Origin of the sequence: Janthinobacterium aestuarii (assembly GCF_051380835.1) — a bacterium.
Classification (GTDB): Bacteria; Pseudomonadota; Gammaproteobacteria; order Burkholderiales; family Burkholderiaceae_D; genus Janthinobacterium; species Janthinobacterium aestuarii.
Genome location: NZ_JBNYXU010000003.1, coordinates 453,128 through 479,424, shown reverse-complemented (window position 1 = coordinate 479,424; position 26,297 = coordinate 453,128). Strand labels below are relative to the sequence as shown.

Here is a 26,297-nt window from a genome sequence, read left to right as displayed (position 1 = left end):
CAGCCACTGTCAACCACGGTCAACAAGCGCTGCTTACATGCCCAGCGACTTGAGCAGGTCGGCGTTGTCGTCGTCTTCCGGTTCCGCCGCAGGTGCGGGGGCGGCGTTCCGTTCGCGGTTCGCGAATTCGCCATCCATCAGCGAGTCGGCATCGACTTCGCGCGAATCGAAATCGTGCAGCTTGATGAACTCGGTACGGTCGATCGCCAGTTCCAGATAGAAAATATTGTTCTTTTCCGTGTAGAAAGTGACGCGGCGCATTTCCGGGCGGTCCAGCGGGGTGTCGACGCTGAGCATCACCTGCTTGTTCAGCACCAGCATCTTCGGCTGGCTCTGGGTGATGTTCGTTTGCAGTTCGCGCCGCACCTTGCCCGTGAAGTCGCCCACGATTTGGTTCATCAGCTCGCCCATGATGTTCGACACTTCGTCCGACGTGTAGAAACTGGCCAGTTCCGACTTCGGCATACCCATGTGCAACATGTAGCGCTCGTAGATTTCCATCGCCGTATCGGCGGCAAAATTAAGCACGACCAGGCCCGTGAAACCGCCATCGAACATCACGAAGCAGCCGATGTCCGGCTTCAGGCCCGTCTTGGTGATGCGCTGCACCATGCCTGAATAATTGACCTTGCTTTGCGTTGCAACGTTGAGCACCCGAACCACCGAGTTGCACAAACTCATCAACAAATCTTCTGTACCGTACACAACATCCTTTTCTGCATCCATGAGCAACCTCTCCAACTATTTTAAAGATGACAGCACTGTTCCCTGCCCGCCGCGAGCCGAAACACGACCGTTTCGCTCAGCAAGCGGACGACTTCACCTTTGCATGCCTGACCTTGCTTGGCAGCGCGCGCCGCGTCGCCGCTGGCCCGAACCACCCTCATAACTTTTTCTGTATAGAAATAAGTATCAGATGCGCAGAATACCGAGATGTAACATTTCCGTCCAGCCATACCTGCATTTACTTGACGATCTGTGCGGAAATACCATACCTGGCCAGGCCACGGGCATGGGCGCAGGAAAAAGTGACTAGAAATCAAGTGCGCGCAAGACCACGCCGCTGACCAGCAGATCGCGGCTCAAGTAGGAGAAGGCACGCTGGCCGATGCGCAGGCGGTGGGTGTCGAAAATGGCCAGCAAGTCGCCGCCCTGCCCCTGGTCCAGGCTGTGCAATGCCGTGACGGTGATACGGCAGGTTTTTTCCGCCCCGAAGACGGACAAATGGAAGCGGATGGCGTCACCCGCCTGCTCGAGCGCGATGCTGTCGCGGAGAATTTCATAGGGCATGGCCGGGCGGCTCCTGGCAAGGTTGTCGCGGCAATGTCGCGCAAGCTCGGCGCCATTTTCCGCTGGAATACGCCGAGAATAGCGGCAAGGGGTGCAAGCTACCGTCTGCCACCGAACATAAGTGCATACCGGTAGTCGTTCGTGTGTGGCCCTTGTTGCAGCCGGCCCTGTCCACCTAAAATAGTGCTTTATATTAAACATGGCATTGTCGCGCCATCCAAGGAAGTCAATGAGCACACTGTTAGAGCAGGCAACACAAGAAATGACGACGGCGATCCACGCCTGGTTCGATGAGCGCCTGCAGCGCACGGACCTGGAAGAGGCCGTGAATCGGACCACCTTGCAAGCGGGCGTCTTCAGCGACTTCATGCTCGATTACAAACCGGGCCGCACCACTGCCGATGAAATCGACCTGGGCTTCGACGACGACGTGCGTCCCCGGACGCCGGCACGCCTTGATGATGCGCAAGTGCGTGACTTGATCGCGCCGCAGTTGGCGGCGCTGGTGCAAGCCCGCCTGGCGCCGCTGGTCGACACGCCGATGATCGACTACCGTTTCACCTTGCGCGGCAAGTTCCAGACGGCGCAGGGCAAGCTGCACCTGACCTTGCTGGAATACGTCAACGACGGCAAGCGCCAGGCCTTGCTGAAAAACATACACGCGTATATCGAACACAAGCTCACGCATGGCCGCCATCCGACGAAACCGCTGGAAACCTTCTTCCTGACCCGCCACCTGCTCGATCCCCAACTGTTTCCGCAGCCCGATATCGGCTGGACGCTGGCGCAATTCGAACGCATCGAGCAGCTGAACAAATCACGCCCGCAGGCGTTGGCCGAACATCGCGGCGATATCATCCAGGCCGTGTCGGCCTGGGCGGAAAAGCAATTTCTGCCGCAGTTCTATGATGTGCGGCAGTCAAGCTACTGCAGCGCGGAATACAGCTTGAAGGCGGGCGCGGCGCCAGACGCGCAGGCGCTGGCGCCGATCGATCTGCTGCTGTATGGCGCCGTCATGATCTTGCGGCACGAACCGAGCTACGCCAAATCGACAGGCCTCAAATTTCTGGAAATCGCGCGCGAACTGGGCAGCGAACGGGCCGTGCGCATGCTCAAGGAAGGTAGCGGCACCTTCCCCGATACCGACATTCACGTGAAAAACGCGCTGCTGGAATGCCGCGCCAACGATGTATTTGCCACGTTCAGCATCACGATTGCCCAGGAAGAGGAAGACGCGTATGCGCAGGCGCTGGCCTTCATCACGCATTTGCTGCAAGCCGGCTTCCCGAAAAGCTACCAGATCAAGCTCAAATCCAAGGTCAAGGCATATTTGCCGATCAAGGGACTGGCGAAATCCGATACGCACCGCTTCTTTGCCAACGCCCTCGCCCATGCGCCCCTGCGGCCGCAGCTGGAAGCGTATGCACGGGTGGCCATCGAGCAATTCGAATTCTATGCCGACACGGAAGGCGAAAAGAATTGCATGCCTGGCAGTTACGCCGTGTTTGGGCTGGGTCTGCTCGATTCTTGCTATTTCCCGCTCGTGCAGCACTATATGGCCAACGTCGACGAGGAACACCAGTCCGTGCAGGACCAGTTCACGGCGGCCTACGCCGAGCAACATGGCGTCACGCGCGACTCCGCTCCCGTGCTGGCGGCGTGCCTGCGCGCGTGCACGGATAACGCAAAGGTCAAGATCCAGGCGGAACTGGAGGATGTCGAGAAACTGGAATTGTTCTGCCAGCAACTGCAAGGGCTGGAAGGCTATCTGGTCGAGCACATGCTGTATCCCGTCTGGGGCAAGCTGGAAAAACTGGTGGCACTGGCGCGCAAGGCGGAAGGCCGGCGCAAGGAACTGCTACTGGCCTTGCTTGCAGCGGCCAGCAAGGCGCACGCCTGAAGTGTGCAACGTTATGACTTTCACCATCTATAATGCGGGCGCCGAAATTGCCGAAAAGCATTTTTTGGCGCCTGACATTGAATCATGGAGAAAACACATGCACAAGCCATTCCCTGCCGCCAGACTGCTGGCCGCCACCTTCGCCGCCGCGCTGATGCAACCCGCCATGGCGGCTGAATCCACCGCTGTCTCCACCGCTGTCGAACTGGCGCCGCTGGCCGTCGCCGACCTGTACATCAAGACCATCATCAACCAGGATGAAGCCAGCGTCGCCAAACTCAACGCCTACCTGCGCCCCACCCGCCTGGCGGGCCATCAAAGCGCCGAATACGCGTCGTACAGCGCCCTGAAGGCAGCGGATGCCCAGTTTCCAACGCAAACGGGCAAGCTGATCGCCGACCTGTTCCCCGCCGACATGCGCACAGCCGTGACGCCGGCCGCCGAACTGCTGGCCGCCAATGTCATCGCCGCCAAGAATGGCGCCGCGTGCCAGGCCACCAAGGCGGACCCGGTGACGGTGGAAAACGGCATGCAGACGGCCGCCGTCAGCTTCGAATGCCAGGTCGTCAAGGTGCCAGTGGCATGGGCGCCTGCCGCCCAGCAACTGGCGAAGAGCGGCTGCAAGGTGGAGCAATGCAAGGACGGACTGCAAAAGATCGCCGCCACCTACACGAGCTCGCCAAAGCAGACATGGCGCGCCGTGTTTGCCGTCAGCCGCGAAAAGAGTTCGGAAGCCTGGCGCAACGATTTCGCGCGCGAAACCTTCGATGAGATCTGGGAATACCTGTAACCCTTCACGGAGCTATACACTGCCGATGGACAAGCCCAAACTGACCCCGGTCGCCCAGCCCGCAGGCTTGGCCTTGCTGCGTCTGATCGATCCCGACCATGTGGAGGGCGCGGTGGTCGAGCAAGCACTGGCGCAAGACCTGCACTCCCTGCACGGCAAGCAATTGCTGGCGCTGCTGCGCCGGCTGCGCGCCGCCCAGTCCAACCAGCAGCACTACGCGGGCGCCAGCGTCGAGCAGGCCGAGCAGCAGTTCGGTGCCGCCATCGCCGCCGTCAAGGCCGAGCTGGCCACGCGCCCGCACATCCCCAACAAGCAGGAAGCCAAGGCCTTGCGCCAGGCGGCGGCAAAAAAGCGCTGATCGAGGCGCAAGCCGACTGTTCCGTGCACGCAAGAACGCCAGCCCCCTCCTATAATCGCAAGCTCTCTTGTTTCCGCTATTGAAAGACGCCATGCCCACACGATCTTCCCGCCGCGTATTGAGCGCCCTTGCTTTCTCCGGCCTGGCCGCCATGCAGGCGGCCCATGCCCAAGCTACCGGCCCCGTCGACGCGCGCGCCGTCTGGCAGGAACGCTCGCTGTCGGCTTGCCGCAGCGAACAATCGCCGATGGCGCCCGACGTCTGCCTGCTGCGCACCATGCAGCGCAGCGGCGCGCGTCCGCAAGCCATCGCCGCCGCCCGGATGCTGGTCAAGGCAAACAAGGCGGGCTTCATCTCCGCCTGGCGCCCGCTGGGCAAGGCGGCCCTGGCCACCGTCACCTATCCGTTTCGCGCCAACACGAATGAAGGCACCTTGCTGATCGGCAGCAATGGCGCGGCCATCGACGTCGACGAAGGTTCCGTGCGCGAGGAAGACCGCGCCACGCCGGCCTGGCGCGCGTTTGCCGCCGCCCATCCGGACTCCGTCCCGTTTGCGCCCGCCGACTTCGTCGGCAGCACGGCCACCGACGATGGCGGCCAGCGCCTGCTGTTTTCCACGCCCCTGATGACCTGCCATGCCTGCGCCGAGGATGGCGCGCTGCTTGTCGCCTACACGGTCGACAAGGCCGGCATCGTGCGCGGGCGTCAACTCTTGACGATCAAGTAATGCTGCCTCAAAGGTAAGATAGAATCGCCCGATGGCATGTCCATAAGAGTACATGCCATCGATCCAACTCTTATCACAGGAAAACATGCGCCGCTCTTGCCTTGCACTGCACCTCATCGCCGCCCTGCTGCTGTCCAGCCCCTTCCATCTCGCCACTGCCACGCCCGCCGTTACCGCAGCCTCCAGCGCGGCCACGCCGCTCGTCATCGGCGAAAGTTTCAACATCGAGTCGCAAGCGCTGCAGGAAAAGCGCCACATCAATGTGTACATGGCGCGCGCCTGGGATACGCCGCCCGATGCGCCGCTGCCCGTGCTGTACATGCCGGACGGTGGCGTGGCGGAAGATTTCCTGCACGTGGCCGGCTTGCTGCAAGTGTCCGTGGCGAATAGCACGATGCGTCCCTTCATGCTGGTCGGCATGCAAAACACGCAGCGCCGGCGCGATTTGACGGGCCCGACGGACAGCGCCGAAGACCGCAAGATCGCGCCCGTGGTGGCAGGTTCGGCCGCCTACCGGGCCTTCCTCCGCGATGAACTGATGCCGGAAATCAAGCGCCGCTACCGCACGACGGGCGAGACGGCCATCGTCGGCGAATCGCTGGCGGGCCTGTTCGTCGTGGAAACCTATCTGCTGGAACCGCAGCTGTTCGACCATTACCTGGCATTCGACCCCAGCCTGTGGTGGAATCGTGGCGCCCTGCCGCGCGAAGCGGCTGCCTTGCTGGCGAAAGGCGCGTCGGGCAAGCACAGCCTGTATCTGGCCTCCAGCAGCGAAGCGGGCATCGCCGTCGAAGTGCAGCGCCTGGCCGACGTGCTGGAGAAACAGGCGCCGCCCGGCTTGCAATGGCATCTGGAAAAGATGCCGGAAGAAACCCATGGCACGATCTATCATCCGGCAGCCCTGAAGGCTTTCCGCGCCGTATTCAAACCGCAATAAGCGGGCCGGGCAGCAAGACATGGACAAACTGTAATCTGGCGCAGGGGGCCAGCACGGGATCTGGCAGGTAAAATCGGCGGCCATTCTTTCCCCGCCCGATTACAGATACCCATGAGTTTTCTTCAACTATTTATTCTTTCCATCGTCCAGGGCTTCGCCGAGCTGCTGCCCGTGTCCAGCTCCGCCCACGTCATCATGGCGGAAAAATGGATGAGCCTGGATCCCACGTCACCGGAACTGACCATGCTGCTGGTGATGCTGCACACGGGCACCATGTTCGCCGTCATCGTGTATTTCTGGAAATCCTGGCGCGCCACGTATTTCAGCTCGGCCAACGCTTTTCGCAGCAACGTCCTGCTGCTCGCAGCGGCCACGGCCCTGACGGGCATCGTCGGTTTCGGCTTGCTGAAGGGTATTACCCATTTCATGAGCAAGGATGCGCCCGGCTTTGAAATCGAACACCTGTTCGGCAACGCGAAACTGATGGCCGCCGCGCTGGCCGCCGCCGGCGTGCTGATCATCGTCTCCTCGCGCCAGCAAGCGCGCCAGCATGGCACCTTGTCCATCGGCAAGGCGATGGTGATCGGCGCGGTGCAAGGCCTGTGCCTGCCCTTCCGGGGATTTTCCCGCTCGGGCGCCACCATTTCCGCCGGCATCGCCATGGGCGTGCCGCAACGCCGCGCCGAGGAATTCAGCTTCGCCCTGGCCGTCGTGCTGACGCCGGCCGTGCTGGTCAAGGAAGGCTGGCGCTTTTACCAGGCCGTGGCAAATGGCAGCCTGGACCATCTGGAACACGGCAACAGTGTGCTGCACTTGCTCGGCCCCAGCCTGCTGGGCATGCTGCTGTCGTTCCTGGCCGGCTTGCTGGCCCTGCGTTGGCTGTCGCGCTGGCTGGAACAGGGCCGCTGGCATTTCTTTGGCGCGTATTGCCTGGCCGCTTCCATGGTGGTGCTGTACCTGGGGTAAAATCGCCGGGTTTGCAATTTGCAACTATCCATCCCAGCCAGGTTTTACTGAAAGCCAACGATGAATTTCGCCGCCACCGCCGCCCTCTCGCTTGCCATGTCCACCGATGCCTTCGCGGCCGCCGTGGGCAAGGGCGCCGCCCTGCACAAGCCGCAATGGCGCGAGGCGCTGCGCACGGGCCTGATCTTTGGCGTCATCGAAGCCATCACGCCCATCATCGGCTGGGCCCTGGGCAGCGTGGCGGCGCCCTACGTGGAAGCGTGGGACCACTGGATCGCCTTCAGCCTGCTGGGCAGCATCGGCTTGCTGATGATACGCAATGCCTTGAGCGATAGCGACGAGGAGGAAGCGCCGGCCCAGTCGCACTCGTTCTGGGTGCTGGCCGTCACCGGTCTGGCGACCAGCATCGACGCCATGGTCGTGGGCGCGGGCCTGGCTTTGCTGGGCGCGAATATTGTCGTCACAGCCGCCGCCATCGGCTTTTCCACTTTCGTCATGGTGACCCTGGGCGTGATGCTGGGCCGCGTGCTGGGCACGGTGGCGGGCAGGCGCGCCGAACTGGTGGGCGGCTTGGTGCTGATCGTCATCGGCTGCGTGATCCTGTACGAGCATATCGGCCATCCGGCCTGAGGTCCGGGCAGCCGATACGCGCGGCCCTGGCCGCGCGCTTTGTGCTACAGTCAATGCTCTGCATTCCTGTCTCGCAAGGTGACCATCATGGAAACTATTGAGCTGATTTTTGCCTCGCTGGTACGCGAAACGGCCGAATCGATACGCGACCACCACGTCCCTTTTGCCATCAAACACGATGAGCGCGCCTATTTCGAGTGGATGGATGGGCATCCGATCAATGGCTATATCCAGGAAGCGTATCGGGAGATCGAGGAAACTGCCCAACAAATCCGCGCCATACGCGCTGGATGATGACGGCTGCCGCAAGCTACTGCGCGGGGGGCTTTGCGGCTGGCGATGCTCACCGCACTTCAGTGCGGTTGCGCTTCTCAGCCACACATCCCCTCCGCTCGCTAGGCTTGCAGCAGCCGTCGTGACGTTCGTTGGATGGTGATCAAGAATTTGGGTATTGATTCAGGTCAAACACTCAACCGTTCTAATCGAATTGATAGTCCAAAGCCATGACAATCAGGTCTGGAGGCGGGGAGACATGGATCAGGGACAAAAACACCAGATCAGGGGTTATGAATTTCATGTGGCGGGGGCGCTGGAGAAGGATGGACGCTACCGGGGCATGATTTTGATCAGCAAGCGCGGCGATACGCAGCAGGTGTATGCCAAGCCCGTATTGATAGAAACGCCGAGCAGTTTCAAGTCCGTGCATGCGGCCTTGATCGAAGCATCGGCGTATGCGCAGGAACTCATCTATAACGGCGCCATCAAGGCCTTGCTACCGGCCGATGGGCAGCTAGCCGGAAAACAGGCGCCGCAGCCTCCGGATTTCGTCGGCAACTGACGCAGGCAAGCCCATCCGGTCATCCGGGGCGGCGCGTATAATGACGCGCTTTCCCGGATGAAAACTCAACACCATGGAATTTGTGAATTTACCGCTGGTCTTCCTCGTCGGCTGCGCGCTGATCGCCTTGCTGGCCATGAAAAATGGCTACTCGTGGTATCTTTTTTTCTTCGCGATTGCCGTACCCGCCCCCCTGTTACTGCTGGCCTTGCCTTATGTACTGGGCGTGGAGACCGCATCGCTGACCTCCGTACGCCTGGGCGCCGCCCTGCTAATGCCGCTCGCCGGCCTGCTGCTGGCCCTGCGGGGCAAGCGCTAAGGCTATTTCAGCGTGCCGGCACGCCATCGGCCAGGCGCCAGCCTATCGACAAGGCCAGTTGCTGTGCTTCTTTTTCATTGCTGCAATCGTCATAGTCGCAGGTGTCCGCATAGGCGCCGCACGCCTGGTTCTGGCTGACATACGAGCCGACCCAGCGGCCATCGCGGCGCTGGCTGGCCGTGGCGCTGATGATAAAACCTTTGTGGATGGTGGGATTTTCAAATGACATATTTCCTCCGAGGCGAGAGTGTCAGGGACCTGACAGACCTAACTGTGCGCCCGCGCGCACAAGCAGTCTGTACGTTTGATCACACACAGAAAGCACGCACGCGCCTGCCTCGCGTCGCCCGGTGATCGGGTATGATTTCAACATGTGTGGACGACTCGATCAAAATGACACGGCGCCCGAGCTGGCGTCATCGTTCGGCTGGACCGACGCGGTGTTCGACAGCGAGGCCGAACCGCACCTGAACGTGTCGCCCGGCACTTACCGGCCCGTGCTGCATATCCAGGATGGCGTGCGCAGGGTCGACGACGTCTTCTGGGGCTACCGCCCCGCCTGGGCCGCGCAGGCCGTGCCCGCCCCCGGCAAGAAAAAAATCCCCATCGCCATCAATGCCCGCCTGGAAAAACTCGCGGGCGCCTATTGGAAACCCCTGCTGCGCGCGGGGCGCGGCATTGTCTGCGTTTCCGGCTGGTATGAATGGACGGGAGGAAAAGGCAGCAAGCAGCCGTGGCACATCCACCGCAAGGACCGCGCGCGCCTGTTCCTGCTGGCGCTGGCCCAGTTCGGCCCGTACAAGCACAGCCGCGAAGAAGCCGGTTTCGTGCTGGTGACGGCCGACAGCCTCGGTGGCATGGTCGACATCCACGACCGCCGGCCCGTGGCCGTCAGCCGCGAAGACGCGCGCCGCTGGCTCGACCCCGCCCTGACACCGGAGCAGGCGCTGCACCTGGCGCGCACCTGCATGCTCGACGTGGAACTGTTCGAGTGGCATGCCGTCGATAATCCGCTCGTGCCGTCCGCCAAACCCAAGCCGCCGCCGCCACCGGCCGCGGCGCAAAGCGCGTTCGACTGGGGCGACTAACTCAGCCGGGCAATCGCGCCAGCCGGCGCCACAGCGCTTCCATCGGCCCCTGGCGGAAATGCCGCAGCCAATAGCGGCTCAGCAGCACCTGCCCTGCCATGATCAGCACCGCCAGTCCCAGCATCTCTGCCGGACGCAGTGTTGCGCCCCAGCCCAGACCCGGCCCTTGCAGCAGCCACGTGCCGATCACCGATTGCAGCAGATAATTACTGAGCGCCATGCATCCCACGGGCGCCAGCCATGCGCCTAGCCAGCGCAGCATGAAAGGACCGGCCAGCATCAGCGCCGCCACATAACCGGCCGCCAGCACGGGGCCGCCGGCGAACAGGCCCACTTCGAACAGGGCCGTGTCGAATACGGTTTGATACGGATCGGCCACCTGCCACGCGACGGCACCCGCCGCCAGCAGGTTGAACGGCAAGCCCACGCCCAGCCCTACGGCACGCACGCGGCGCCACAGCAGCTGGTGGCGCTGCGGCTGCGTCAGCCAGCCCAGGCGCACGGACAGGATGCCCAGCAGGAACAGCACGATGATGTGCGGCAGCATGACGATGGCGTATAGCAGGGAAACGAGGAAATCGTTGGCGCGCAGCCTGGCCACAGCCCAAGCGCCGCCTTGCGTGTAGATGGCGTAGCGGTCCGCAAAGCCTTGCAGGTCGCGCGCGATGTCCGGCGCGCCACCCTGCTGGCCCATGGGAATCAGCAAGCACATGAATAATAGAAAACCGGCGGCCACCAGCCAGGCGCGGTTGCGTATGCGGCTCAGTTTGGCGGCTGCCAGCGGCAGGATCAGCATGCCGGCCACCGCATACGAGGTCAGCACGTCGCCGCTCCAGATGAGGAAACCATGCAGCAGGCCAAACACGAGCAGCCAGCGCAAACGGCGCCGATAGGCCGCTTGGGCCTGCTCCCAACTGCCCAGCTGGCGTTTCAGGGAACGTGTCTGCAGGGCAAAGCCGGCACCGAACAAAAATGCGAAGATGGGATAGAACTTGAATTGCGCCAGCGCCGCCACGCCGAAAATGACGAGCTGGTCGAGTACAGGCGGCTGGGCCGGCAAGGTGCCGTAGCGCAGGGATAGCGTGCCCCAGGCAAAGCCCCAGATATTGACCAGCAAGATGCCAAACACGGCGATGCCGCGCAGCACGTCGAGCTGCAGCAACCTGCCGGGTTTGGCGGACATGGAGCTCAGGGCGTTCAGGGGCGCGCCAGGGTCGGGTAGTCGGTCACCTGCAGGCTGAAGCCGGACGCATCCGATTGCAGGCGCGCGTGGCCGCCGAACGGCAAAGTGACCCGGCGGCGGATATGGCCGAACTCGAGCCCCGTCAGCACGGGCACGGGCAGGCGTTCGCGCACGTAGGCCAGCATGGCGTCGAAATCGTAGCCGTTGTCCATCGGGCTCAATTTATAAGCGGAAAAATCGCCGAGCACCACGGCTTGCTGGCGTTCAAACACGCCCGCGTGCAGCAATTGCAGCAGCATGCGCTCGACCCGGTACGGGTGTTCGTTGACGTCTTCCAGGAACAAAATGCCGCCATCGATCTCGGGGAAATACGGCGTGCCGAGCAAGTGGACCAGCATGGCCAGGTTGCCGCCCCACAGCTTGCCTTGCAGCGCGACCTGCGGATTGCCCGCCGCCGTGCCCGTGACCGTATGCGTGGGGCCGGCCAGGCACGACCACAGCTGGTCGAGCGTAAATTGCTCGGGCTCGTCACGGATGAAATCGTCGCAGATCATGGGGCCGGCAAAGCTGGCGCGGGCCGTTTTCGCCATCAAGCCCATGTGGAAGGCCGTGAAGTCGCTGTAGCCGACAAACAGTTTGCCGCTATCGGCCATGGCAGTAAAGTCGATCTCGGGCAGGATGCGGCTGATGCCGTAGCTGCCGCGCAAGGCGATCACCACCTGCACGGCCGGGTCGGCAGCCGCCGCATGGAGCTGCGCCAGGCGGCCCGCGTCCGTGCCGCCGAAGCGCTGGAATTTCTGCTCGTGGTCGTAGTAATTGTGAACGGTGGCGCCTTGCGCCTGCAAGCGGGCGATGCCGCGCGCCATGGCCGCCGCGTCGGGCGCGTAGCCGCCCGGCGCGACGATGGCGATGCCAATCTCAGGTGTCTTCAAAATGCCCGTGCCTTCAAAAGTTGTGGGCGCGCCTAGGCTGGCTGGGAGCGCATCTGGGGCGCCATCTTACCTTGCAGATGCACATCGATCAAGGCAAGCAGGCGCTCGATCAACTGGGGCGGCATGTCGTGCCCCATGCCTTCGATCACCTCGAGCCGGGCACCCGGGATCAGCGCCGCCGTATCGATGCCGCAGGCGACGGGGATCAAGGGGTCGGCCGCGCCATGGATCACCAGCGCCGGGCAACTGATGCTCGGCAACAGGGCCGTGCGCTCGCCCGACGCGGCGATGGCCACCATCTGCCGCGCCACGCCTTCGGGGCAGCTGCCGCGCTGCAGCGCCGCTTCGATGCGCTGGTACAGCAGTTTTTCCGACACGGGATAGGCAGGGCTGCCGATGACGCGCACGGTGGCCGCCATGTGCGCCATCAGTTCGGCGCGGCTGGCATTGCGCTTCGGACGTTGCAATAGGGCATTGCGCGCGGCCCGCGTGGGGCCGGGCAAGCCGCGCCGGCCGCTGCTCGACATGATGGACGTCAGGCTGAGCACCTGCAGCGGCGCGCGCGCCGCCATCACTTGCGCGATCATGCCGCCCATCGACACGCCAATCACGTGCGCCTGCGCAATGCGCAGGGCCGCCAGCAAACCCAGAGCGTCGTCCGCCATGTCATTGAGGGTATAGGAAGTTTTGAGGGGCCAGCCCAACAAGTTTTTCACATAGGCCAGGGGCAGATACGGCTTGCCCGCCAGCGCCATCTTGCTCGACAGGCCGCAGTCGCGGTTGTCGAAACGTAGCACGCGAAAACCTTGCTCGACGATGCCTTCGACGAAGTCCGCCGGCCAGGCAATCAGTTGCATGCCCAGGCCCATGACCAGCAGCACGCACGGATCGTTGGGGTCGCCGTGGCTTTCATAAGCTATGTTGAGGCCGTTCGCCATGATGGTTGCCATGATTGCCTCTCTTACAGGAACCAGCACGCAGGCACGATCGCTGCGGCCTTGCAACCAGCATACCACTATTGTGCTTCAGACATGAGACCGGCACGCGGCACTCAGCTGAAGTGTTGCCGCGCCGGTACGGCGCGCGGCAACCTTGCTGCACCTTACTTGGCCTTAGGCAAGGAATCGGCCAGATCCACCCACGCTTGCGGCTGCGGTTTGCCGCGCTCGCGTACGCCGAAGAAGGAGACCACTTGCGTGCCTTCCTTGTCGAAGAATTCGACGGAAGTGACGCCGCCGCGCTTGACGACCCAGCCGCTGCGCAGGGCCGTGTCGCGGATGTGCAGATTGAAGTCCGGGTCCAGCACGTTGAAGAAGCCGCCGGCGGCCATGGTTTTTTCGATCTTGCCGCTGTAGATCTGCGTCAAGCCTTCATTGCCCAGGAATACCATGATGGCGACCTTGTCCTTGGCCGCGTTTTCCAGCAGGGTGCGCAGCGCTTCCGGCGTCACGCGCTCGACCACGCCGGCGGGCGCCAGGCGCAGCGCCTGTTCGCGCGTCAAATGGAACTCGCGCATGATTTGCGCAAACTGGTGCACGTCCGTCATGTCTTTCCAGGCCAGCTGGAATTCCTTGACATCGATCTCGGCGTCCGGCTTTTCAGCGGCCTTGGGCGCCACGGCCAGCACGTTCAGCTCGGCGCTTTGCTGCGGCATGCGGAACGTCGCCACCAGCTTGTCGTAGACGGCCACGCCAGGCTCGTTGCGCAGATAGATCTTGTGCACGGCCGTGCCGTTGGCGTCAAAAAATTGCAGGCTGCGCGTCGGCTTGCCATCGCGGCCCGCTTGCTCCACGGCAAACGCGTATTTCCAGTTTTCAAAGTGGAAACGCAGGTCGATCTGGCCGCCCAGGTAGCCGCCCGCGATATTGCGCTGGCGCGCTTCCGTTTCCGGATCCTGCTTGGCGTCGGCCTGTTCCGACTTGTCGCCCGCCTGCTTGAACTTGCTGGCGACGCCCGTCGTTTCAATGACGCCGTTTTCATTGCGCGTGATCGCTTGCACAATGCCCAGGTCCAGCGCGGCGCGCATGATTTCACGCGGCTGGTTGCCGTCGGCCTGCAGGCGCGTGACGCCCTTGCCGATATTGGTTGCCAGCAATTGTGCTTCGGACACACCCAGCGCGCGCGCCGCGTCGCGGATCTGCAGCTTCGGCTGTTCCGTGCGCAAGGTGGACCAGCGTTCCGCCAAAGTGGCTGGGGCCGCGTATGCGTTTGCGATCAGCAGGCTGCCTAGCAGGGATAGAACGAGTTTGGATAACTTCATAGAGAGACCATTCAATCAAACATGGAAAAAAAGAGGGGCAAACACCCCTCCCCGGTTAACAATCAATAACTGATGCTGAGACTGGCGGCGACGTTGCGGCCCGGCTTGGCGTAGCGCTCGATCTCGGCGCGGCTGGCGGCCGTGGTGCCGGCGGACAGGCTGCGCGAAGCGGCGTAATCCCAGTACTTGCGATCCGTCAAGTTGTACACGCCGACGATGATCTTCGCGTTCTTGTGCACGTTCCAGTAAGTCGACAAGTCGAAGATGGTGTACGACGGCACCTTGAAGCGCGGCGCGGTCGTGCCCATCAGCAAGTCGTTCGGCGCCTGCTTGTCGCCGGCATGCAGCGCCGTCAGTTCCAGGCCGAACAGCATGTTGGTGTGGTCGTAACCGAAGGTCAGCGCCGTCTTGGCTGGCGCCACCGAGGCCAGGCCGCCGCTCTCGCCCGTCCGGGTATTGAAGGAGCGGCCCTTGGCCACGCCCGTGGCCAGGTCGACGCGATAGCCCTGCATGGCCGGTGCCCAGGCGCCCAGCTCCGCGCGCAGGGTCAGCTCGCCGCCCCAGGTACGGGCATCGCCGATGTTTTCCGGGCGGAACAAACCCTGCACGATGGTGGGATAGTTCACGGGATCGTCTTCCTGCATCACGTACTCGATCATGTTCTTGTATTCCGTCTGGTAGACGGACGCGTGCATGCTCAAGCCCTTGACGATGTCGCCCTTCAAACCCAGTTCATAGGCCTGGCTGGTTTCCTTGCGCAAGTTCGCATTGCCCAGCACGGCGTAGCCCGTCCCGCGGCCCGTGTAGCTGAAGGAATCATAGGTGCCCGTGCGCTCCGCCGCCGTCGGCAGGCGCGTACCGCGCGTGAAGGTGGCATACGCGCTCATTTGCGGCAACACTTCCACGGACAGGCTCAGGCTCGGCGTGAAATAGGTGTCGCTTTCCTTGCGCACTTCCTTGGCCGCGTTCGGCACGGCGATCACATAGTTTTGCAGGTTTTTCGGCTCGTTCTTGCGGTAGTCGGCACGCAAGCCCGGCGTCAGCACGGCTTTCTTGCCGGCCAGATTGAAACCGAGATCGTCGCGCACGTACAAGGCCAGCTTGGTCGTGTCCATGTCGGCCATGCGGTTCTTGTTGGTGATCTGATGCTGGCCCGTGGCAACGATGACACGGTCTTCGCGCCACGGACGGCGGGTTTTCAGCTGTTCCAGCTGCACGCCGTACAGCAGCGCGTTGTCCGCATTGAGCTGCTTGAACGCTTCCGACGTCAGGCCGATGCTGTCGTTCTTGAAGCTGGTGTCGATGGTACGCTGTGCCGGGCTGCCGAAGGTGTAGCGGCCTTGCGTCTTGTCATCGGTTTTCGCATTCTGCAGATACACTTTCGACGTCAGGCGGTCGAACAGGGCGAAATCCTTGAGCACCACGTCGTGTCCCAGGCTGACGCGCGTGCGCCTGGTGGTGGAATCCTGCTGCACGCCCGTCGGATAGTACGTGCTGACCTTGTTGCGCAGATCGCGCTTGTTCTTGCGCTCGAACATATCGACCGTCAAGTCCAGCTTCTGTTCGCCAGGCAAGGTCCACACCAGCTTGGACAGCAAGGCGTTCGAATGCCAGTCGTCGGGGTTGACGGTAGCGCTGCCGCGGCTGTCAAGCTGCTCGCCATCGCGGTGCACGTACACGGCCAGGCCTTGCAGGCTGGCGCCGAGCTTGGCGGCGCCCGTCAGGGTGTGCGCATTGCTGCGGTCGGCCGTCGCGCGGCCGTATTTATAGGCCACGTAATGGTCTTGCCCTTCACCCAGATAATCCTCGGGCGACTTGGTGACAAAGGCCACGCCGCCCCCCAGGCCAGGGCTGGCGCCGCTGACGGCCGTCGTGCCCGAATCGATGCGCACTTCGCGGAAGGTTTCAGGATCGAAATAATCACGGCCGGTGCCGAAGGCGTTGAGGGTATTGCCATCGGGCTTAGGTGCCGCGTCGGGCAAGGAAATACCATCGACGTCCAGGCTGACCCGGTTGCCTTCCAGGCCACGGATGTTGTAGCCCGTGTTGCCCGAACCATCCCACACGCTGCCGGCGCCCGAGGCCGCCATCGGCGTGCTGATCAACGGCTGGTAGCGCACGATGCCGGCCATGTCCGTCACGCCACGGCGCTCCAGGTCGTCGCTGCTAATGACCGTCTTGGTGCCGGCGCGGCGCTCGTAATCCTGCTTGGCATTGACGACAATTTCCGGGAAGACCGGCAGCTTGGCCGGTTCCTGGGCGGCCGTGCCCGCGTTGATAGCGGCATTTTGCGCAACGGCAGGCAGCATCGGCGCGGCGAACAGGCCCAGCAAGGCGGCGCGCAGCACCAGGTTGTGGCGGCGGGCAGGCAGGCTGGCTGGGGATACGACGGGTGCAGCGGTGCGCTGCGGAAGCACAGTAGTCATGATGGTCCGGTCTAAGAGTAAAGGCTGGCTCTTGAACCCGGATCGATAACGATGCGCAAGGAAAGTTTGCTGGCGAAAACAATACTGTAACACGAATCATTCTCATTTGAGAATGACAATTGATCTAGACAGGTGTTATTTCGCAACAATTATAAAAATGCCAGCCGGGATGGCTGGCAAGACTAGGCTAACAGGCCGGCGGATGGGCCAGCTTGCGCGCTTCCGCCTGCGCGCGGCGGCGTTCGGCAAAAAAACGCTTGAGAAAAGCGCCGCACTCCTCTGCCAGGACGCCGCCTTCGATAGCCGTCTGGTGGTTCAGCGCGGGCTGCTCGAACAGATTCAGCACGGAACCGCAGGCGCCCGTCTTCGGGTCGCCCGCGCCGTACACCACGCGCGCCAGACGCGCATGCAGCATGGCGCCCGAACACATCACGCACGGCTCCAGGGTCACGTACAGCTCGCAGCCTGGCAGCCGGTAGTTGCCCAGCTTTTCGGCAGCCGCACGCAAGGCCATCACTTCCGCGTGCGCGGTCGGGTCGTGGCGGCCGATGGGCTGGTTGTAGCCGACGGCAATAACTTCGCCATCCTTGACGACGACGGCGCCAACGGGCACTTCGCCGAGGTCCCACGCGTGCTGGGCCTGCTCCAGGGCCAGCTGCATGTAGCGCGCGTCCTGCGCGCTAGCGTGCGTTTCAGTCATCGGTGACTTCTGCCCAGCAATTCGGCGTTTCATGCAGCACCAGCTTATGCAGGTGCAAGCCCGTGCCGAAATGGTCGGTAAACGCGGCCTTCAAAATATCGAAGGCGATGCGCGCCAGGTTTTCCACGGTCGGGATGCGGTCGATGACGACGGTTTTATGGTCGGGCAGGCTGGCCAGGAAGTCGCGCACGGCCGTGTCTTTTTCGTAGACGAGGAAGGCGTGGTCCCAGACGTCGACCAGGTGCTGCTTGGCCAGGGTTTTCACGTCGGAAAAGTCCATGATCATGCCATTGTCGGAATTGCCTTCCGCTTCGATGACCTTGCCGACCAGGGTGATTTCCACCGTATAGCGGTGGCCGTGCAGATTGCGGCACTGGCTTTTGTGGTCGGGAATGCGGTGGCCCGCGTCGAATTCGAGCTTGCGTGTGATAGTCAGCATATGTGTTGTTAAAGTATTTGCAGGAGTTTATGGGTTTGCAGGCTCAGCTTCCACTTGGGGTTGCTTTTGCATGTTTCGATGGCCAGCTTCATGTTGTGCGCGGCCAGGGGGCCATCCATCGCCTGCACGAAGAAGTTCTCGAAATCCAGTTGTTCGTAAGCAGCCAGGTCTTGCTGGAACTGGGGAATGACCACCTTGATTTCATTGCCTTTGTGGACGACCAGTGTCGAACCCATCTTCGGGCTGACGCAGATCCAATCCACCCCGGCCGGCACGGGCAAGGTGCCGTTGGTTTCGATGGCGATGGTAAAGCCGACCGCGTGCATGGCGTCGATCAGGGCCGTATCCAGCTGCAGCAGCGGCTCGCCGCCCGTAAACACCACGTATTTGCTCGGTGCATAGCTGGCTGGCCACAGGCTGTCGATCAGCGCGGCCAGTTCCTGCGGCGTCTTGAATTTGCCGCCCAGTTCACCGTCCGTGCCGACGAAATCCGTGTCGCAGAACTGGCACACGGCCGTGGCGCGGTCGCTTTCGCGGCCCGTCCACAGGTTGCAGCCGGAAAAGCGGCAAAACACGGCCGGACGGCCCGCGTGCGCACCTTCGCCCTGCAGGGTGTAAAAAATCTCTTTGATGCTATAAGTCACTGTATTTCCTAAGAGCTGGCTGGCGTCCTCGCGCAGGGCGTACGCAGCGATGCCGGCGCATACCGCCGGAACCGCAAAAGCCGATTGACAACCCTCTATTATATGCCGCCACGACACTTCCCGTGCAAATGCCGTGCCCGTCACCTGGCCGTGCGGCGCCAAAGGACCAGAAAGCCACGGCGAAAGGCATAACTGCGCAGCTTTTGCGTTTAGACAATATAAATAGCCCGCAGTTAATATATTTTCTGTAATAAGATTGCCTTCTGGAAAACATTTAGGGAGCGAGAAATGATGCAACGCTGGCTACGCCTGCCGTACCGCCTGAGCATTCTGGCCTGTCTGGCGGCCAGCGCACTCGCCACCCTGCACACCGGATACGCGGCGGGACCGATGCCGCCGGCCGGCGCACCCTCCCCTTTGATGGCGGCCTGCGCCGTCCTGCTCGGTGCGCTGACGCTGCTGCTGTGGCGCCAGCACCGCCTGGAGCTGCGCCTGCAGGCGCTGGAACAGCTGCGCGAGGACGGCGAGCAGGCGCGCCTGGCCAGCGGGCAACAGCAGGCGCGCGAGCAGGAACGCCTGCGCATCGGGCGCGACATCCACGACGACCTGGGCCAGCATTTGCTGACCCTGAAGATCGACCTGTCCATGCTGCAGACCAGCACGCATGAGGCGGCGCCCCAGCTGGCGCAACAGCTGGCCGTGATCGCACGCAATGTCGACCTGACCATCGCGGCGCTGCGCTGCGCCATCCATGACTTGCGCCCGCCTGCCCTCGACGCGGGCCTGCAAGCGGCATGCGATGAACTGCTGGCCGACTTTACGCGTACCACCGGCATCGGCTGCGGCTGCGACTACCAGCTCGACGCCGCCGCCGGCCGCGCGCATGGCGCCTTGCTGTATCACGTGGTGCAGGAAGCGCTGGCGAACGTTGCCCGCCATGCGCACGCCACGCATGTCCAGCTGTGTCTGCAGCAAACGGGCGCCACCGTGGCTTGCCGCATCAGCGACGACGGCATCGGACTGTCGGGCTCGCCGCCGCGCCTCGGTTGCGGCCTGTCCGGCATGCATGAGCGCGTGGCCGCCGCCGGCGGCAGCCTGCACATCGACAGCCGCAGCGGCGCCGGCACCACCTTGCGCGTGTCGCTGCCCCTGCCGGTCTGCCACGACGAAGCAATGCTCCATCACTGAAAATATTGCTCAATATCAACACCGTCGCTACGCCACGCTGCATCATGGCCAACGAGCCAGCCCCATTCACGCCCAAGAAGGATGCTTTCATGCCGGATAGCCACGCACATGCCAGCCCATCGCCATATGGTGAAGCCCAGGGTTTCGCCGTCAAGATGATGGAATTGCTGGTCGTGCCCACCTTTGTACTCGATGTGCATGGCAGGGTGATGATCTGGAACCGCGCCTGCGAGCAGCTGACGGGTGTGCCGGCAAGCGAAGTGCTGGGTGCGCGCGAACCGGGTCGCTGCTTTTACAACGACGAGCGCCCCACGCTGGCCGACCTGCTACTGGCCGGGCGCGGCGGCGACATGCGCGCCCTGCATACCCAGCAGCAATACCGCAGCAGCACGGGCAGCAACCTGTGCGCGGAAAACTGGTGCGACATGCCGCGCACGGGACGGCGGCGCTACCTGGCCGTCGATGCCAGCCCCATCTACGGCAATCACGGCGAACTGATCGCCGTCGTCGAAACCCTGCGCGACATGACGGACGAAAAGCGCGCGCACGTGGAACTGGAACGCCTGGCCACGCGCGATGGCTTGACGGGGCTGGCCAACCGGCGCTGCTTCGACGACACCATCCTGGCCGAGTGGCAGCGCGCCCAGCGCCAGGGCCAGCCGTTGTCGCTGCTGATGGTTGACGTCGACAATTTCAAGGAATACAACGACAGCCACGGCCACCAGGGCGGCGACCTGTGCCTGCGCAAGGTCGCCGGCGCCGTGGCCAGCGAAATGCGCGCCAACGACCTGGTGGCGCGCTACGGCGGCGAAGAGTTTGCCGTCATCCTGCCAAACCAGTCGCTCAAGGGCGCGGCCATCGTGGCCGAACGCATCCGCCACCGCGTCGAGCGGCTGCAGTTGCCGCGCAAGCGTCCGGACGGCGCCTGCGTCACCGTCAGCATCGGCGCCGCCACGGCCCTGCCCGGCCCCGGCACGGAACCGGGGCAGCTGATCCATACGGCCGACTGCGCCCTGTACCGCGCCAAGCACCTGGGCCGCAACCGCATCAGCCTGCCGGAAACGACGCTAACGTAAGCAACAAGTCCCAGCATCCGGAAACACGACTAAATTTGGTGTATATTTGGTCCTATCCCACATTTCAATCGCGGAGCCGCCATGAACCTCAAGGAGCGCATCAAGCCGATTTCCTACCTCAAGGCCAATACGACGGAGATCGTCAACAGCTTTGACGCTGGCCAGGACGAGGCCATCATCATCACGCAAAATGGCGAAGCGAAAATGGTCGTGCTGTCCATGCACGCGTATCAGGAAGGCAAACGGCAAGCGCAGCAAATGCAGGAGCAGCATGCGTTCATGAAGCTAATCGCCATGGGCAACCAGGACATCGCGCGCGGCGACGTCGTGTCCGAAGAGGATTTCCTGGCCAGCCTCGACCAGGCTTGAGATGACGCGCATCGTCGTGCTGAAAAGCGCGCAAGCCGATTTCAATGAGTTGCGCAGCGACTTCAAGGCGCGCCATACGGCCGCCAGCCATGCGCAGTTCATCTGCGCTTTCCGGCAATTATTCTCTGAGCTGAAATCCTTTCCCGACAGCGGCACGCCCATCGAAGCCGCCCGCGAAGTCGGCATGGATGTGCGGCAACGCCTGTGCGAAGAGATCCGCGTCGTCTACCACCATGACCGCGCGCACGACATCGTGTACATCCGCATGTTCCTGCCCACCCGGCGCGACTTTCTGACCCACCTCACCAAGCGCATCCTGCGGCCCGACTTTTAAAGCCCCTATGCACGGCGGCACGAATATTCTATGCTGCGGCGTTGCACTTTCCACATTTCCAAAAAAGAAGGAGCCCCCGTGTCAAGAATCATGCCCGCTTTATTACCCGCTTTCGCCCTGGCCCTGTCGGCCATGGCCTCGTCGAACCTGGGCGCCGCACCCGTCAAACCGGCCGCCGCCCACAGCGCCACTGCCAGCAAGGCCGCCCTACTGCCGTTCAAGGCCACGGAAAAGACCTTGCCCAATGGTTTGAAGATCATCATCGTGCCGACCGGTTTCCCGAACCTGGTCTCCTTGCAGATTCCCGTGCAGACGGGTTCGCGCAATGAAGTCGAGCCGGGCAAATCCGGCTTTGCCCACTTCTTCGAGCACATGATGTTCCGCGGCACCAAGGCGTATCCGCCCGAAAAATACCAGGAAGTGATCACCCGCGCCGGTGCGCGCCAGAACGCGTATACGAGCGACGACCTGACCAATTACCACACAACGTTTGCCAAGCAGGACCTGGAAACCGTGCTGAAGGTGGAAGCGGACCGCTTCCAGCACCTCGACTATGCGGAAGACGCGTTCAAGACGGAGTCGCGTGCCGTGCTGGGCGAGTACAACAAGAACAGCGCCAATCCCGTCTCGAAACTGTTCGAAGTGATGCGCGACAGCGCCTACACGACGCATACCTACAAGCACACGACGATGGGTTTTATCCAGGACATCGAAGACATGCCGAACCAGTACGCGTATTCGAAGATCTTCTTCGACCGCTGGTACCGTCCCGAGCGCACCACCATCATCATCGCCGGCGATGTGGAACCGCAGCAAGCCATCGCGCTGGTGGAAAAATACTGGAGCGGCTGGCAGCGCGGCAAGCAGCAGGCGGCCGTGCCCGTCGAGCCCGCCCCGCGCGGCCCCGTCTACAAGCACGTGGCCTGGCCCACACCGACCCTGCCATGGGTGGCCGTCGGCTTCCACGCGCCCGCGTTTTCCGTGAAGGACAAGGACCAGGCCGCACTGGCAACGTTGCTGTCGCTGTCGTTCGGCCGCACCTCGCCGCTGTATAAACGCCTGGTGCAAAACGAGCAAAAGGTCGACCAGTTGTTCGAGATGACGCCGGACCGGGTCGATCCTACCCTGGCCGTGCTCGGCGCGCGCGTGAAAAATATCGATGACGCCGTCTACGTGCGCGATGCCATCCTGGCCACCGTGGCGCGGCTGCGCGACACGCCAGTGAGCGAAAAAGATCTGGCGGACGCCAAGTCGGCTGAAAAATACGGTTTGATCCGCTCACTCGACAACACGGAGCAGATCGCCGGCACCCTGGCTTCCTTCGTGCATTTCGACCGCTCGTATGCCACCATCAACCAGTACTACCGCCTGATCGATACGCTCACGCCGGCCGACCTGCAGGCGGCCGCGCGCAAATACCTGACGGACGAGGGCCTGGTGGTGACGACCCTGTCGCATCAGCCGATGGCCGCCGCCATCGCCACCACGCCGAAGCTGGCCAGCCTGCTGCCGGCCGCCTCGAACGCGAAGTTCGACGTGCTGGTGCAAAAGTCCGCGCTGCCGCAAATCCGCTACAAGCTGCTGTTTATGGCCGGTTCCGCGCAAGACCCGCAAGGCAAGGAAGGCCTGGCCGCGCTGACGGCGTCCATGGTGGCGTCCGGTGGCTCGTCCGAGCGCAAGATCGACGAAGTCAACCAGGCCCTGTTCCCGCTGGCCGGCAGTTTCAGCCAGCAGACGGACAAGGAAATGACGACGTTTACGGGTTCCATCCACAAGGATAACTGGACGCAGTTCAACGCCATCGCCCTGCCGCTGCTGCTCTCGCCCGGTTTCCGCGAAGACGACTTCCGCCGCCTGAAGGACGCGCAAAAGAACGCGCTGCTGCTGGACCTGAAGGACAATAACGAAGAGGAATTCGCCAAGGAACGCCTGCAAACGAATGTGTATGCGGGCACGCCTTACGGCCACCCGGTGCTGGGCACGGTCGCCGGCATCGACGCCATCACCCTCGACGACGTGAAACAGTTCTGGAAGAGCGCGTATGCGCAAGGCGCCGTCAAGGTGGGCATTTCCGGCGACGTCTCCGAGGCCATGACGGCTTCCCTGACGCAGGCGCTGGCAAGCTTGCCGGCAGGCCCAGGCTTGCCGGCAACGGTGAAACCCGCGGGCCGCAAGGCAAACGGCCTGGAAGTGGAAATCATCGAGAAAAACACGCGCGCGACGGCCATTTCCTTCGGCCTGCCTTTGGAGGTGACGCGCACGCACCCGGACTTCCCCGCCCTGTGGCTGGCGAAAACATGGCTGGGCGAGCACCGCGCCTCGAATTCCTACCTGTACCAGCGCATCCGTGAAATCCGCGGCATGAACTATGGCGATTATGCGTACATTGAAGCCTTCCCGCGCGGCATGTTCCAGTTCTTCCCGAACCCGAACCTGGGCCGCAAGGCGCAGCTGTTCGAAATCTGGATCCGCCCCGTGGCGCCGGACAACGCCCACTTCGCCTTGCGCGTGGCCCTGACGGAATTGGGCAAGCTGATCGACAACGGCCTGACGCAGGACGATTTCGCCACCACGCGCGACTACCTGATGAAGAACGTCTTCGTCATGACGTCGACGCAAGACCAGCAACTGGGCTATGCGCTCGATTCGCAATGGTATGGTACGCCCGAGTTCACCAAACTGATGCGTGATGGCTTGTCGAAACTGACGCTGGCGGACGTCAACCGCGCCATCCAACAGCACCTGTCGGCGAAGAACCTGTCCGTCGTGATCGTCGCCAAGGATGCGGCCGGCTTGAAGGAAAAGCTCGTCAGCGACGCGTTTTCTCCCATCAAGTACGACGGCAACAAGCCGCAAGCCCTGCTCGATGAAGACAAGGTCATCGGCGCGATGAAACTGAACATCAAGCCGGCAGCCGTCACCGTCACCACAGCGGTACAGGCGTTCGCGAAGTAAGGGCTGGTGCTGGCCCCCCCCATCTGACGAAGCATGTCGGATGGGGGGGATCGGGGATGGCCAGACTTGAACACATCAACGACCTGCGGTGAAGGATATGGAATGCCACGCTGTCACATTGATCATATCGCCATCACGGCGCCAACGCTGGAAGCGGGTGCGGAGCTGGTGCGGCTGGCGCTGGGGGCAGAACTTCAGGCTGGCGGAGCGCATACCCGCATGGGGACGCATAACCTTCTGCTAAGGCTAGGCGATGCTGTCTACCTGGAAGTGATCGCACCCGACCCCGAGGCGCCGCTACCGTCCCGGCCCCGCTGGTTCGCGCTTGACATCCTGGCCGCCGATGCGGCGCCGGCACTCTCCACCTGGATAGCCCGCACCGCCGATATCGAGGCCAGCGTTGCGGCGTGTTCGGAGCCGCTTGGCAATATCGAAGCCATGAGCCGGGGTGCCCTGAATTGGTTGATCACCATTCCCGGCGATGGCGCATTGCCCTTGCATGGCGTCGCCCCGGCACTCATCGAGTGGCAAGCGGGGGCGCACCCGGCGGCCAAGCTGCAGGATCAGGGGCTGTCCCTCATCAAGCTCGAACTGTTTCATCCCGAACCGGAACGCATTGCACGCTTGCTGCTATCGCTGGGCCTTGAAGGTCAGCTTGTTGTGCACGCGTCGACAGCGGAACGCGGCGCCGGCCTGGTCGCCCACATCAATACGCCGCAGGGGCCGCGTCGATTGTAAGCGCGGCGGGCGATCAACCTCCCCCGCGCTGCCAACTCACTCGAAGGGATTGGCCACCGACGTCACCTCGGGCGGCGGCAGCTGGTCGGGCAGCTCCTGCTTTTCCAGCTGCGCCACCACGTCGGCCAGCAGTTTTTGCAGCTGTTTGGCCAGGGTCAGGCCCGGTTTGTCCAGGGTCAGGTCGATGTCGCCGCTGATGCTGATGCGGTCGATCCGGTTTTCGATGGTCAGGCTGCCGATTTCCAGCACATCGCTTTCATTGGCATACGGGACGAATTTCTTTGCGCACATGGGATTTCCTTTTTGACGGTCTTATTTCTTGGACTTGCTTTTCACCTTGGGCAAACTCAGCATGCGCAACTTTTGCTGGCGCGTCAGCGACGGTAACAGATCGATGCCGATCCTGTCTTCCAATTGCGCAATGCTCAACACTTCATACGTCTTGGTATCGACGTTTTCAATGAAATAGGCGGCGCCGGCGCGCTGGCGCGGGCTGTACACGGCCTTGTACAGATGGCTGGGCACGATTACCCGGCCCACCTTGCGCAAGTTGCCGCCAATAAAAGCCGGCCCCGTGATCACGTACAGGTCGCCCTCTTTCTTGGCCATCTTGCGCACAGCGCCTTCGATACCGGCCCATACATAGCGGTTGTTGCGCGCGTCTTGCGGCACCATGTTGGCCAGGGTAAAGCTGTCGCGCTGGCTCTGGCGGTCCGGCATGTCGCCGTTGGGCGCCATGTGGCCACGGTCGAAGCCGCTGCGCGCATAGTCGGCCAGCTCCGCGCGCTGGGCGGCGGGCAGCTTGCGTTCGGCGTGGAAGGAGTTTTCGCGCGACAAGTCCTGCGCCGCTTCCAGATTGTTCGCCGTCAGGTGCTCGGCCGACCACAGCGGCGTGCGCGTGATACCCGAGTGCATTACGCCAAACACGTTGTAGCACAGCTCTTTGGTTGCCACGTCCAGCTTGGGGTTTGTGATTTCCGGCTTGCGGCCATCGACGTAATGGGCGGGACAGGCATCGGCATGCGCCAGGTTCGCGGCAAAGGCGGAAGCCAGCAAGCCGCACGCCAGGGTCAGCCTGGCGATCGATCGTTGAATCATATTTCCCTAAGTGAAATCATTGCAGGCCAGCATTCTAGCGGACGGCGGCCATCATCACAAACCCGCGCAAACCTGGCGTGCGCCGGAAAATGGGCGTGCAGGCGGTCCTGCG

At 62.6% G+C, this 26,297-nt stretch carries 30 protein-coding genes; 17 read left to right on the top strand and 13 right to left on the bottom strand.

Features of this window, described 5'->3' with window-relative positions:
• Positions 1-33: 33 nt before the first annotated feature.
• Together ACQ4WO_RS11815 and ACQ4WO_RS11810 are read right to left on the bottom strand one after the other, a co-directional pair.
• Entirely contained in the window at positions 34-726 is a 693-nt protein-coding gene (locus ACQ4WO_RS11815; protein WP_034756036.1) for a DUF3334 family protein, read from the bottom strand.
• A 306-nt stretch (positions 727-1,032) separates the two neighbouring features.
• Complete coding sequence (locus ACQ4WO_RS11810) at positions 1,033-1,290, bottom strand: DUF1488 family protein (RefSeq protein ID WP_034756033.1); 258 nt, start codon at positions 1,288-1,290, stop codon at positions 1,033-1,035.
• A gap of 229 nt (positions 1,291-1,519) precedes the next feature.
• Between ACQ4WO_RS11810 and ACQ4WO_RS11805 the strand changes: the two genes are divergently transcribed.
• The 10 genes from ACQ4WO_RS11805 (at position 1,520) to ACQ4WO_RS11760 (ending at position 8,755) form a co-directional block, all read left to right on the top strand.
• Positions 1,520-3,190: a DUF6138 family protein gene (locus ACQ4WO_RS11805; protein ID WP_436481591.1), complete on the top strand. Its 1,671-nt coding sequence runs from the start codon at positions 1,520-1,522 to the stop codon at positions 3,188-3,190.
• Positions 3,191-3,287: 97 nt separating this feature from the next.
• Positions 3,288-3,980: a hypothetical protein gene (locus tag ACQ4WO_RS11800; RefSeq protein ID WP_436481590.1), complete on the top strand. Its 693-nt coding sequence runs from the start codon at positions 3,288-3,290 to the stop codon at positions 3,978-3,980.
• A 25-nt stretch (positions 3,981-4,005) separates the two neighbouring features.
• Positions 4,006-4,338 carry a hypothetical protein gene (locus ACQ4WO_RS11795; protein ID WP_139089205.1) on the top strand — a complete coding sequence of 111 codons (333 nt, stop codon included), beginning with the start codon at positions 4,006-4,008 and terminating at the stop codon, positions 4,336-4,338.
• A 91-nt stretch (positions 4,339-4,429) separates the two neighbouring features.
• A complete protein-coding gene (locus tag ACQ4WO_RS11790; protein ID WP_436481589.1) occupies positions 4,430-5,065 on the top strand; it encodes a hypothetical protein in 636 nt (211 codons plus the stop codon).
• Positions 5,066-5,150: 85 nt separating this feature from the next.
• Positions 5,151-6,002 (top strand): alpha/beta hydrolase, encoded by an 852-nt coding sequence (locus tag ACQ4WO_RS11785; RefSeq protein ID WP_436481588.1) that lies wholly within the window; start codon positions 5,151-5,153, stop codon positions 6,000-6,002.
• Positions 6,003-6,113: 111 nt separating this feature from the next.
• On the top strand, positions 6,114-6,968 hold the full coding sequence (locus tag ACQ4WO_RS11780; RefSeq protein ID WP_436481587.1) for an undecaprenyl-diphosphate phosphatase: 855 nt from the start codon (positions 6,114-6,116) through the stop codon (positions 6,966-6,968).
• Positions 6,969-7,028: 60 nt separating this feature from the next.
• The gene (mntP, locus tag ACQ4WO_RS11775; protein ID WP_436481586.1) at positions 7,029-7,598 is read left to right on the top strand and encodes a manganese efflux pump MntP; all 570 of its coding nucleotides are present in this window, start codon (positions 7,029-7,031) and stop codon (positions 7,596-7,598) included.
• An 87-nt stretch (positions 7,599-7,685) separates the two neighbouring features.
• Complete coding sequence (locus ACQ4WO_RS11770; protein WP_092708710.1) at positions 7,686-7,892, top strand: hypothetical protein; 207 nt, start codon at positions 7,686-7,688, stop codon at positions 7,890-7,892.
• Between the two features lie 238 nt (positions 7,893-8,130).
• Positions 8,131-8,436 carry a hypothetical protein gene (locus ACQ4WO_RS11765; protein WP_230516072.1) on the top strand — a complete coding sequence of 102 codons (306 nt, stop codon included), beginning with the start codon at positions 8,131-8,133 and terminating at the stop codon, positions 8,434-8,436.
• A 73-nt stretch (positions 8,437-8,509) separates the two neighbouring features.
• Positions 8,510-8,755: a hypothetical protein gene (locus ACQ4WO_RS11760; RefSeq protein WP_436481585.1), complete on the top strand. Its 246-nt coding sequence runs from the start codon at positions 8,510-8,512 to the stop codon at positions 8,753-8,755.
• A gap of 7 nt (positions 8,756-8,762) precedes the next feature.
• Here the strand turns inward: ACQ4WO_RS11760 and ACQ4WO_RS11755 are convergent, their stop codons facing one another.
• Positions 8,763-8,984, bottom strand: coding sequence for a hypothetical protein (locus ACQ4WO_RS11755; protein ID WP_034756009.1), 222 nt, complete (start codon positions 8,982-8,984; stop codon positions 8,763-8,765).
• A 142-nt stretch (positions 8,985-9,126) separates the two neighbouring features.
• Between ACQ4WO_RS11755 and ACQ4WO_RS11750 the strand changes: the two genes are divergently transcribed.
• Entirely contained in the window at positions 9,127-9,843 is a 717-nt protein-coding gene (locus ACQ4WO_RS11750) for an SOS response-associated peptidase (RefSeq protein WP_436481584.1), read from the top strand.
• 1 nt (position 9,844) lies between these two features.
• Here ACQ4WO_RS11750 and ACQ4WO_RS11745 read toward each other — a convergent pair whose 3' ends face one another.
• From ACQ4WO_RS11745 to queE, 8 genes are all read right to left on the bottom strand, one after another.
• The gene (locus ACQ4WO_RS11745) at positions 9,845-11,026 is read right to left on the bottom strand and encodes a DUF418 domain-containing protein (protein WP_436481583.1); all 1,182 of its coding nucleotides are present in this window, start codon (positions 11,024-11,026) and stop codon (positions 9,845-9,847) included.
• Between the two features lie 14 nt (positions 11,027-11,040).
• On the bottom strand, positions 11,041-11,958 hold the full coding sequence (ldcA, locus tag ACQ4WO_RS11740) for a muramoyltetrapeptide carboxypeptidase (protein ID WP_436481582.1): 918 nt from the start codon (positions 11,956-11,958) through the stop codon (positions 11,041-11,043).
• A 32-nt stretch (positions 11,959-11,990) separates the two neighbouring features.
• On the bottom strand, positions 11,991-12,908 hold the full coding sequence (locus tag ACQ4WO_RS11735) for an alpha/beta fold hydrolase (RefSeq protein ID WP_436481581.1): 918 nt from the start codon (positions 12,906-12,908) through the stop codon (positions 11,991-11,993).
• A 152-nt stretch (positions 12,909-13,060) separates the two neighbouring features.
• Positions 13,061-14,218, bottom strand: coding sequence for a hemin-degrading factor (locus ACQ4WO_RS11730; RefSeq protein ID WP_436481580.1), 1,158 nt, complete (start codon positions 14,216-14,218; stop codon positions 13,061-13,063).
• Positions 14,219-14,280: 62 nt separating this feature from the next.
• Positions 14,281-16,644: a TonB-dependent hemoglobin/transferrin/lactoferrin family receptor gene (locus tag ACQ4WO_RS11725; protein ID WP_436481579.1), complete on the bottom strand. Its 2,364-nt coding sequence runs from the start codon at positions 16,642-16,644 to the stop codon at positions 14,281-14,283.
• Positions 16,645-16,831: 187 nt separating this feature from the next.
• Positions 16,832-17,344 carry a tRNA adenosine(34) deaminase TadA gene (tadA, locus tag ACQ4WO_RS11720; protein ID WP_436481578.1) on the bottom strand — a complete coding sequence of 171 codons (513 nt, stop codon included), beginning with the start codon at positions 17,342-17,344 and terminating at the stop codon, positions 16,832-16,834.
• The gene (queD, locus tag ACQ4WO_RS11715) at positions 17,337-17,783 is read right to left on the bottom strand and encodes a 6-carboxytetrahydropterin synthase QueD (RefSeq protein ID WP_034755997.1); all 447 of its coding nucleotides are present in this window, start codon (positions 17,781-17,783) and stop codon (positions 17,337-17,339) included. Before queD ends, tadA begins: the two co-directional genes overlap by 8 nt.
• An 8-nt stretch (positions 17,784-17,791) precedes the next feature.
• Positions 17,792-18,427: a 7-carboxy-7-deazaguanine synthase gene (queE, locus tag ACQ4WO_RS11710; protein ID WP_436481577.1), complete on the bottom strand. Its 636-nt coding sequence runs from the start codon at positions 18,425-18,427 to the stop codon at positions 17,792-17,794.
• Positions 18,428-18,715: 288 nt separating this feature from the next.
• On the opposite strand from queE, the gene ACQ4WO_RS11705 reads away from it, so the two are divergent.
• From ACQ4WO_RS11705 to ACQ4WO_RS11680, 6 genes are all read left to right on the top strand, one after another.
• Positions 18,716-19,615, top strand: a complete 900-nt coding sequence (locus ACQ4WO_RS11705) for a sensor histidine kinase (protein WP_436481575.1) — start codon at positions 18,716-18,718, stop codon at positions 19,613-19,615.
• A gap of 89 nt (positions 19,616-19,704) precedes the next feature.
• Positions 19,705-20,691, top strand: a complete 987-nt coding sequence (locus ACQ4WO_RS11700; RefSeq protein ID WP_436481574.1) for a sensor domain-containing diguanylate cyclase — start codon at positions 19,705-19,707, stop codon at positions 20,689-20,691.
• An 81-nt stretch (positions 20,692-20,772) separates the two neighbouring features.
• Positions 20,773-21,060, top strand: coding sequence for a type II toxin-antitoxin system Phd/YefM family antitoxin (locus tag ACQ4WO_RS11695; protein ID WP_436481573.1), 288 nt, complete (start codon positions 20,773-20,775; stop codon positions 21,058-21,060).
• A gap of 1 nt (position 21,061) precedes the next feature.
• A complete protein-coding gene (locus tag ACQ4WO_RS11690) occupies positions 21,062-21,394 on the top strand; it encodes a type II toxin-antitoxin system RelE/ParE family toxin (protein ID WP_436481572.1) in 333 nt (110 codons plus the stop codon).
• A 90-nt stretch (positions 21,395-21,484) separates the two neighbouring features.
• The gene (locus tag ACQ4WO_RS11685; RefSeq protein WP_436481571.1) at positions 21,485-24,349 is read left to right on the top strand and encodes a M16 family metallopeptidase; all 2,865 of its coding nucleotides are present in this window, start codon (positions 21,485-21,487) and stop codon (positions 24,347-24,349) included.
• A 102-nt stretch (positions 24,350-24,451) separates the two neighbouring features.
• Entirely contained in the window at positions 24,452-25,087 is a 636-nt protein-coding gene (locus ACQ4WO_RS11680) for a VOC family protein (protein WP_436481570.1), read from the top strand.
• 36 nt (positions 25,088-25,123) lie between these two features.
• On the opposite strand, the gene ACQ4WO_RS11675 is transcribed toward ACQ4WO_RS11680, so the two are convergent.
• Both ACQ4WO_RS11675 and ACQ4WO_RS11670 read right to left on the bottom strand, forming a co-directional pair.
• The gene (locus tag ACQ4WO_RS11675) at positions 25,124-25,378 is read right to left on the bottom strand and encodes a hypothetical protein (protein WP_436481569.1); all 255 of its coding nucleotides are present in this window, start codon (positions 25,376-25,378) and stop codon (positions 25,124-25,126) included.
• Between the two features lie 21 nt (positions 25,379-25,399).
• The gene (locus ACQ4WO_RS11670) at positions 25,400-26,185 is read right to left on the bottom strand and encodes a DNA/RNA non-specific endonuclease (RefSeq protein WP_070279907.1); all 786 of its coding nucleotides are present in this window, start codon (positions 26,183-26,185) and stop codon (positions 25,400-25,402) included.
• Positions 26,186-26,297: the final 112 nt, after the last annotated feature.

Bases quoted from the DNA above. Each gene is read 5' to 3' on its own strand.
- ACQ4WO_RS11815 (WP_034756036.1), bottom strand. From the start codon at position 726: ATGGATGCAGAAAAGGATGTTGTGTACGGTACAGAAGATTTGTTGATG.
- ACQ4WO_RS11810 (WP_034756033.1), bottom strand. From the start codon at position 1,290: ATGCCCTATGAAATTCTCCGCGACAGCATCGCGCTCGAGCAGGCGGGT.
- ACQ4WO_RS11805 (WP_436481591.1), top strand. From the start codon at position 1,520: ATGAGCACACTGTTAGAGCAGGCAACACAAGAAATGACGACGGCGATC.
- ACQ4WO_RS11800 (WP_436481590.1), top strand. From the start codon at position 3,288: ATGCACAAGCCATTCCCTGCCGCCAGACTGCTGGCCGCCACCTTCGCC.
- ACQ4WO_RS11795 (WP_139089205.1), top strand. From the start codon at position 4,006: ATGGACAAGCCCAAACTGACCCCGGTCGCCCAGCCCGCAGGCTTGGCC.
- ACQ4WO_RS11790 (WP_436481589.1), top strand. From the start codon at position 4,430: ATGCCCACACGATCTTCCCGCCGCGTATTGAGCGCCCTTGCTTTCTCC.
- ACQ4WO_RS11785 (WP_436481588.1), top strand. From the start codon at position 5,151: ATGCGCCGCTCTTGCCTTGCACTGCACCTCATCGCCGCCCTGCTGCTG.
- ACQ4WO_RS11780 (WP_436481587.1), top strand. From the start codon at position 6,114: ATGAGTTTTCTTCAACTATTTATTCTTTCCATCGTCCAGGGCTTCGCC.
- mntP (WP_436481586.1), top strand. From the start codon at position 7,029: ATGAATTTCGCCGCCACCGCCGCCCTCTCGCTTGCCATGTCCACCGAT.
- ACQ4WO_RS11770 (WP_092708710.1), top strand. From the start codon at position 7,686: ATGGAAACTATTGAGCTGATTTTTGCCTCGCTGGTACGCGAAACGGCC.
- ACQ4WO_RS11765 (WP_230516072.1), top strand. From the start codon at position 8,131: ATGGATCAGGGACAAAAACACCAGATCAGGGGTTATGAATTTCATGTG.
- ACQ4WO_RS11760 (WP_436481585.1), top strand. From the start codon at position 8,510: ATGGAATTTGTGAATTTACCGCTGGTCTTCCTCGTCGGCTGCGCGCTG.
- ACQ4WO_RS11755 (WP_034756009.1), bottom strand. From the start codon at position 8,984: ATGTCATTTGAAAATCCCACCATCCACAAAGGTTTTATCATCAGCGCC.
- ACQ4WO_RS11750 (WP_436481584.1), top strand. From the start codon at position 9,127: ATGTGTGGACGACTCGATCAAAATGACACGGCGCCCGAGCTGGCGTCA.
- ACQ4WO_RS11745 (WP_436481583.1), bottom strand. From the start codon at position 11,026: ATGTCCGCCAAACCCGGCAGGTTGCTGCAGCTCGACGTGCTGCGCGGC.
- ACQ4WO_RS11735 (WP_436481581.1), bottom strand. From the start codon at position 12,908: ATGGCAACCATCATGGCGAACGGCCTCAACATAGCTTATGAAAGCCAC.
- ACQ4WO_RS11730 (WP_436481580.1), bottom strand. From the start codon at position 14,218: ATGAAGTTATCCAAACTCGTTCTATCCCTGCTAGGCAGCCTGCTGATC.
- ACQ4WO_RS11725 (WP_436481579.1), bottom strand. From the start codon at position 16,644: ATGACTACTGTGCTTCCGCAGCGCACCGCTGCACCCGTCGTATCCCCA.
- tadA (WP_436481578.1), bottom strand. From the start codon at position 17,344: ATGACTGAAACGCACGCTAGCGCGCAGGACGCGCGCTACATGCAGCTG.
- queD (WP_034755997.1), bottom strand. From the start codon at position 17,783: ATGCTGACTATCACACGCAAGCTCGAATTCGACGCGGGCCACCGCATT.
- ACQ4WO_RS11705 (WP_436481575.1), top strand. From the start codon at position 18,716: ATGATGCAACGCTGGCTACGCCTGCCGTACCGCCTGAGCATTCTGGCC.
- ACQ4WO_RS11700 (WP_436481574.1), top strand. From the start codon at position 19,705: ATGCCGGATAGCCACGCACATGCCAGCCCATCGCCATATGGTGAAGCC.
- ACQ4WO_RS11695 (WP_436481573.1), top strand. From the start codon at position 20,773: ATGAACCTCAAGGAGCGCATCAAGCCGATTTCCTACCTCAAGGCCAAT.
- ACQ4WO_RS11690 (WP_436481572.1), top strand. From the start codon at position 21,062: ATGACGCGCATCGTCGTGCTGAAAAGCGCGCAAGCCGATTTCAATGAG.
- ACQ4WO_RS11685 (WP_436481571.1), top strand. From the start codon at position 21,485: ATGCCCGCTTTATTACCCGCTTTCGCCCTGGCCCTGTCGGCCATGGCC.
- ACQ4WO_RS11680 (WP_436481570.1), top strand. From the start codon at position 24,452: ATGCCACGCTGTCACATTGATCATATCGCCATCACGGCGCCAACGCTG.
- ACQ4WO_RS11675 (WP_436481569.1), bottom strand. From the start codon at position 25,378: ATGTGCGCAAAGAAATTCGTCCCGTATGCCAATGAAAGCGATGTGCTG.
- ACQ4WO_RS11670 (WP_070279907.1), bottom strand. From the start codon at position 26,185: ATGATTCAACGATCGATCGCCAGGCTGACCCTGGCGTGCGGCTTGCTG.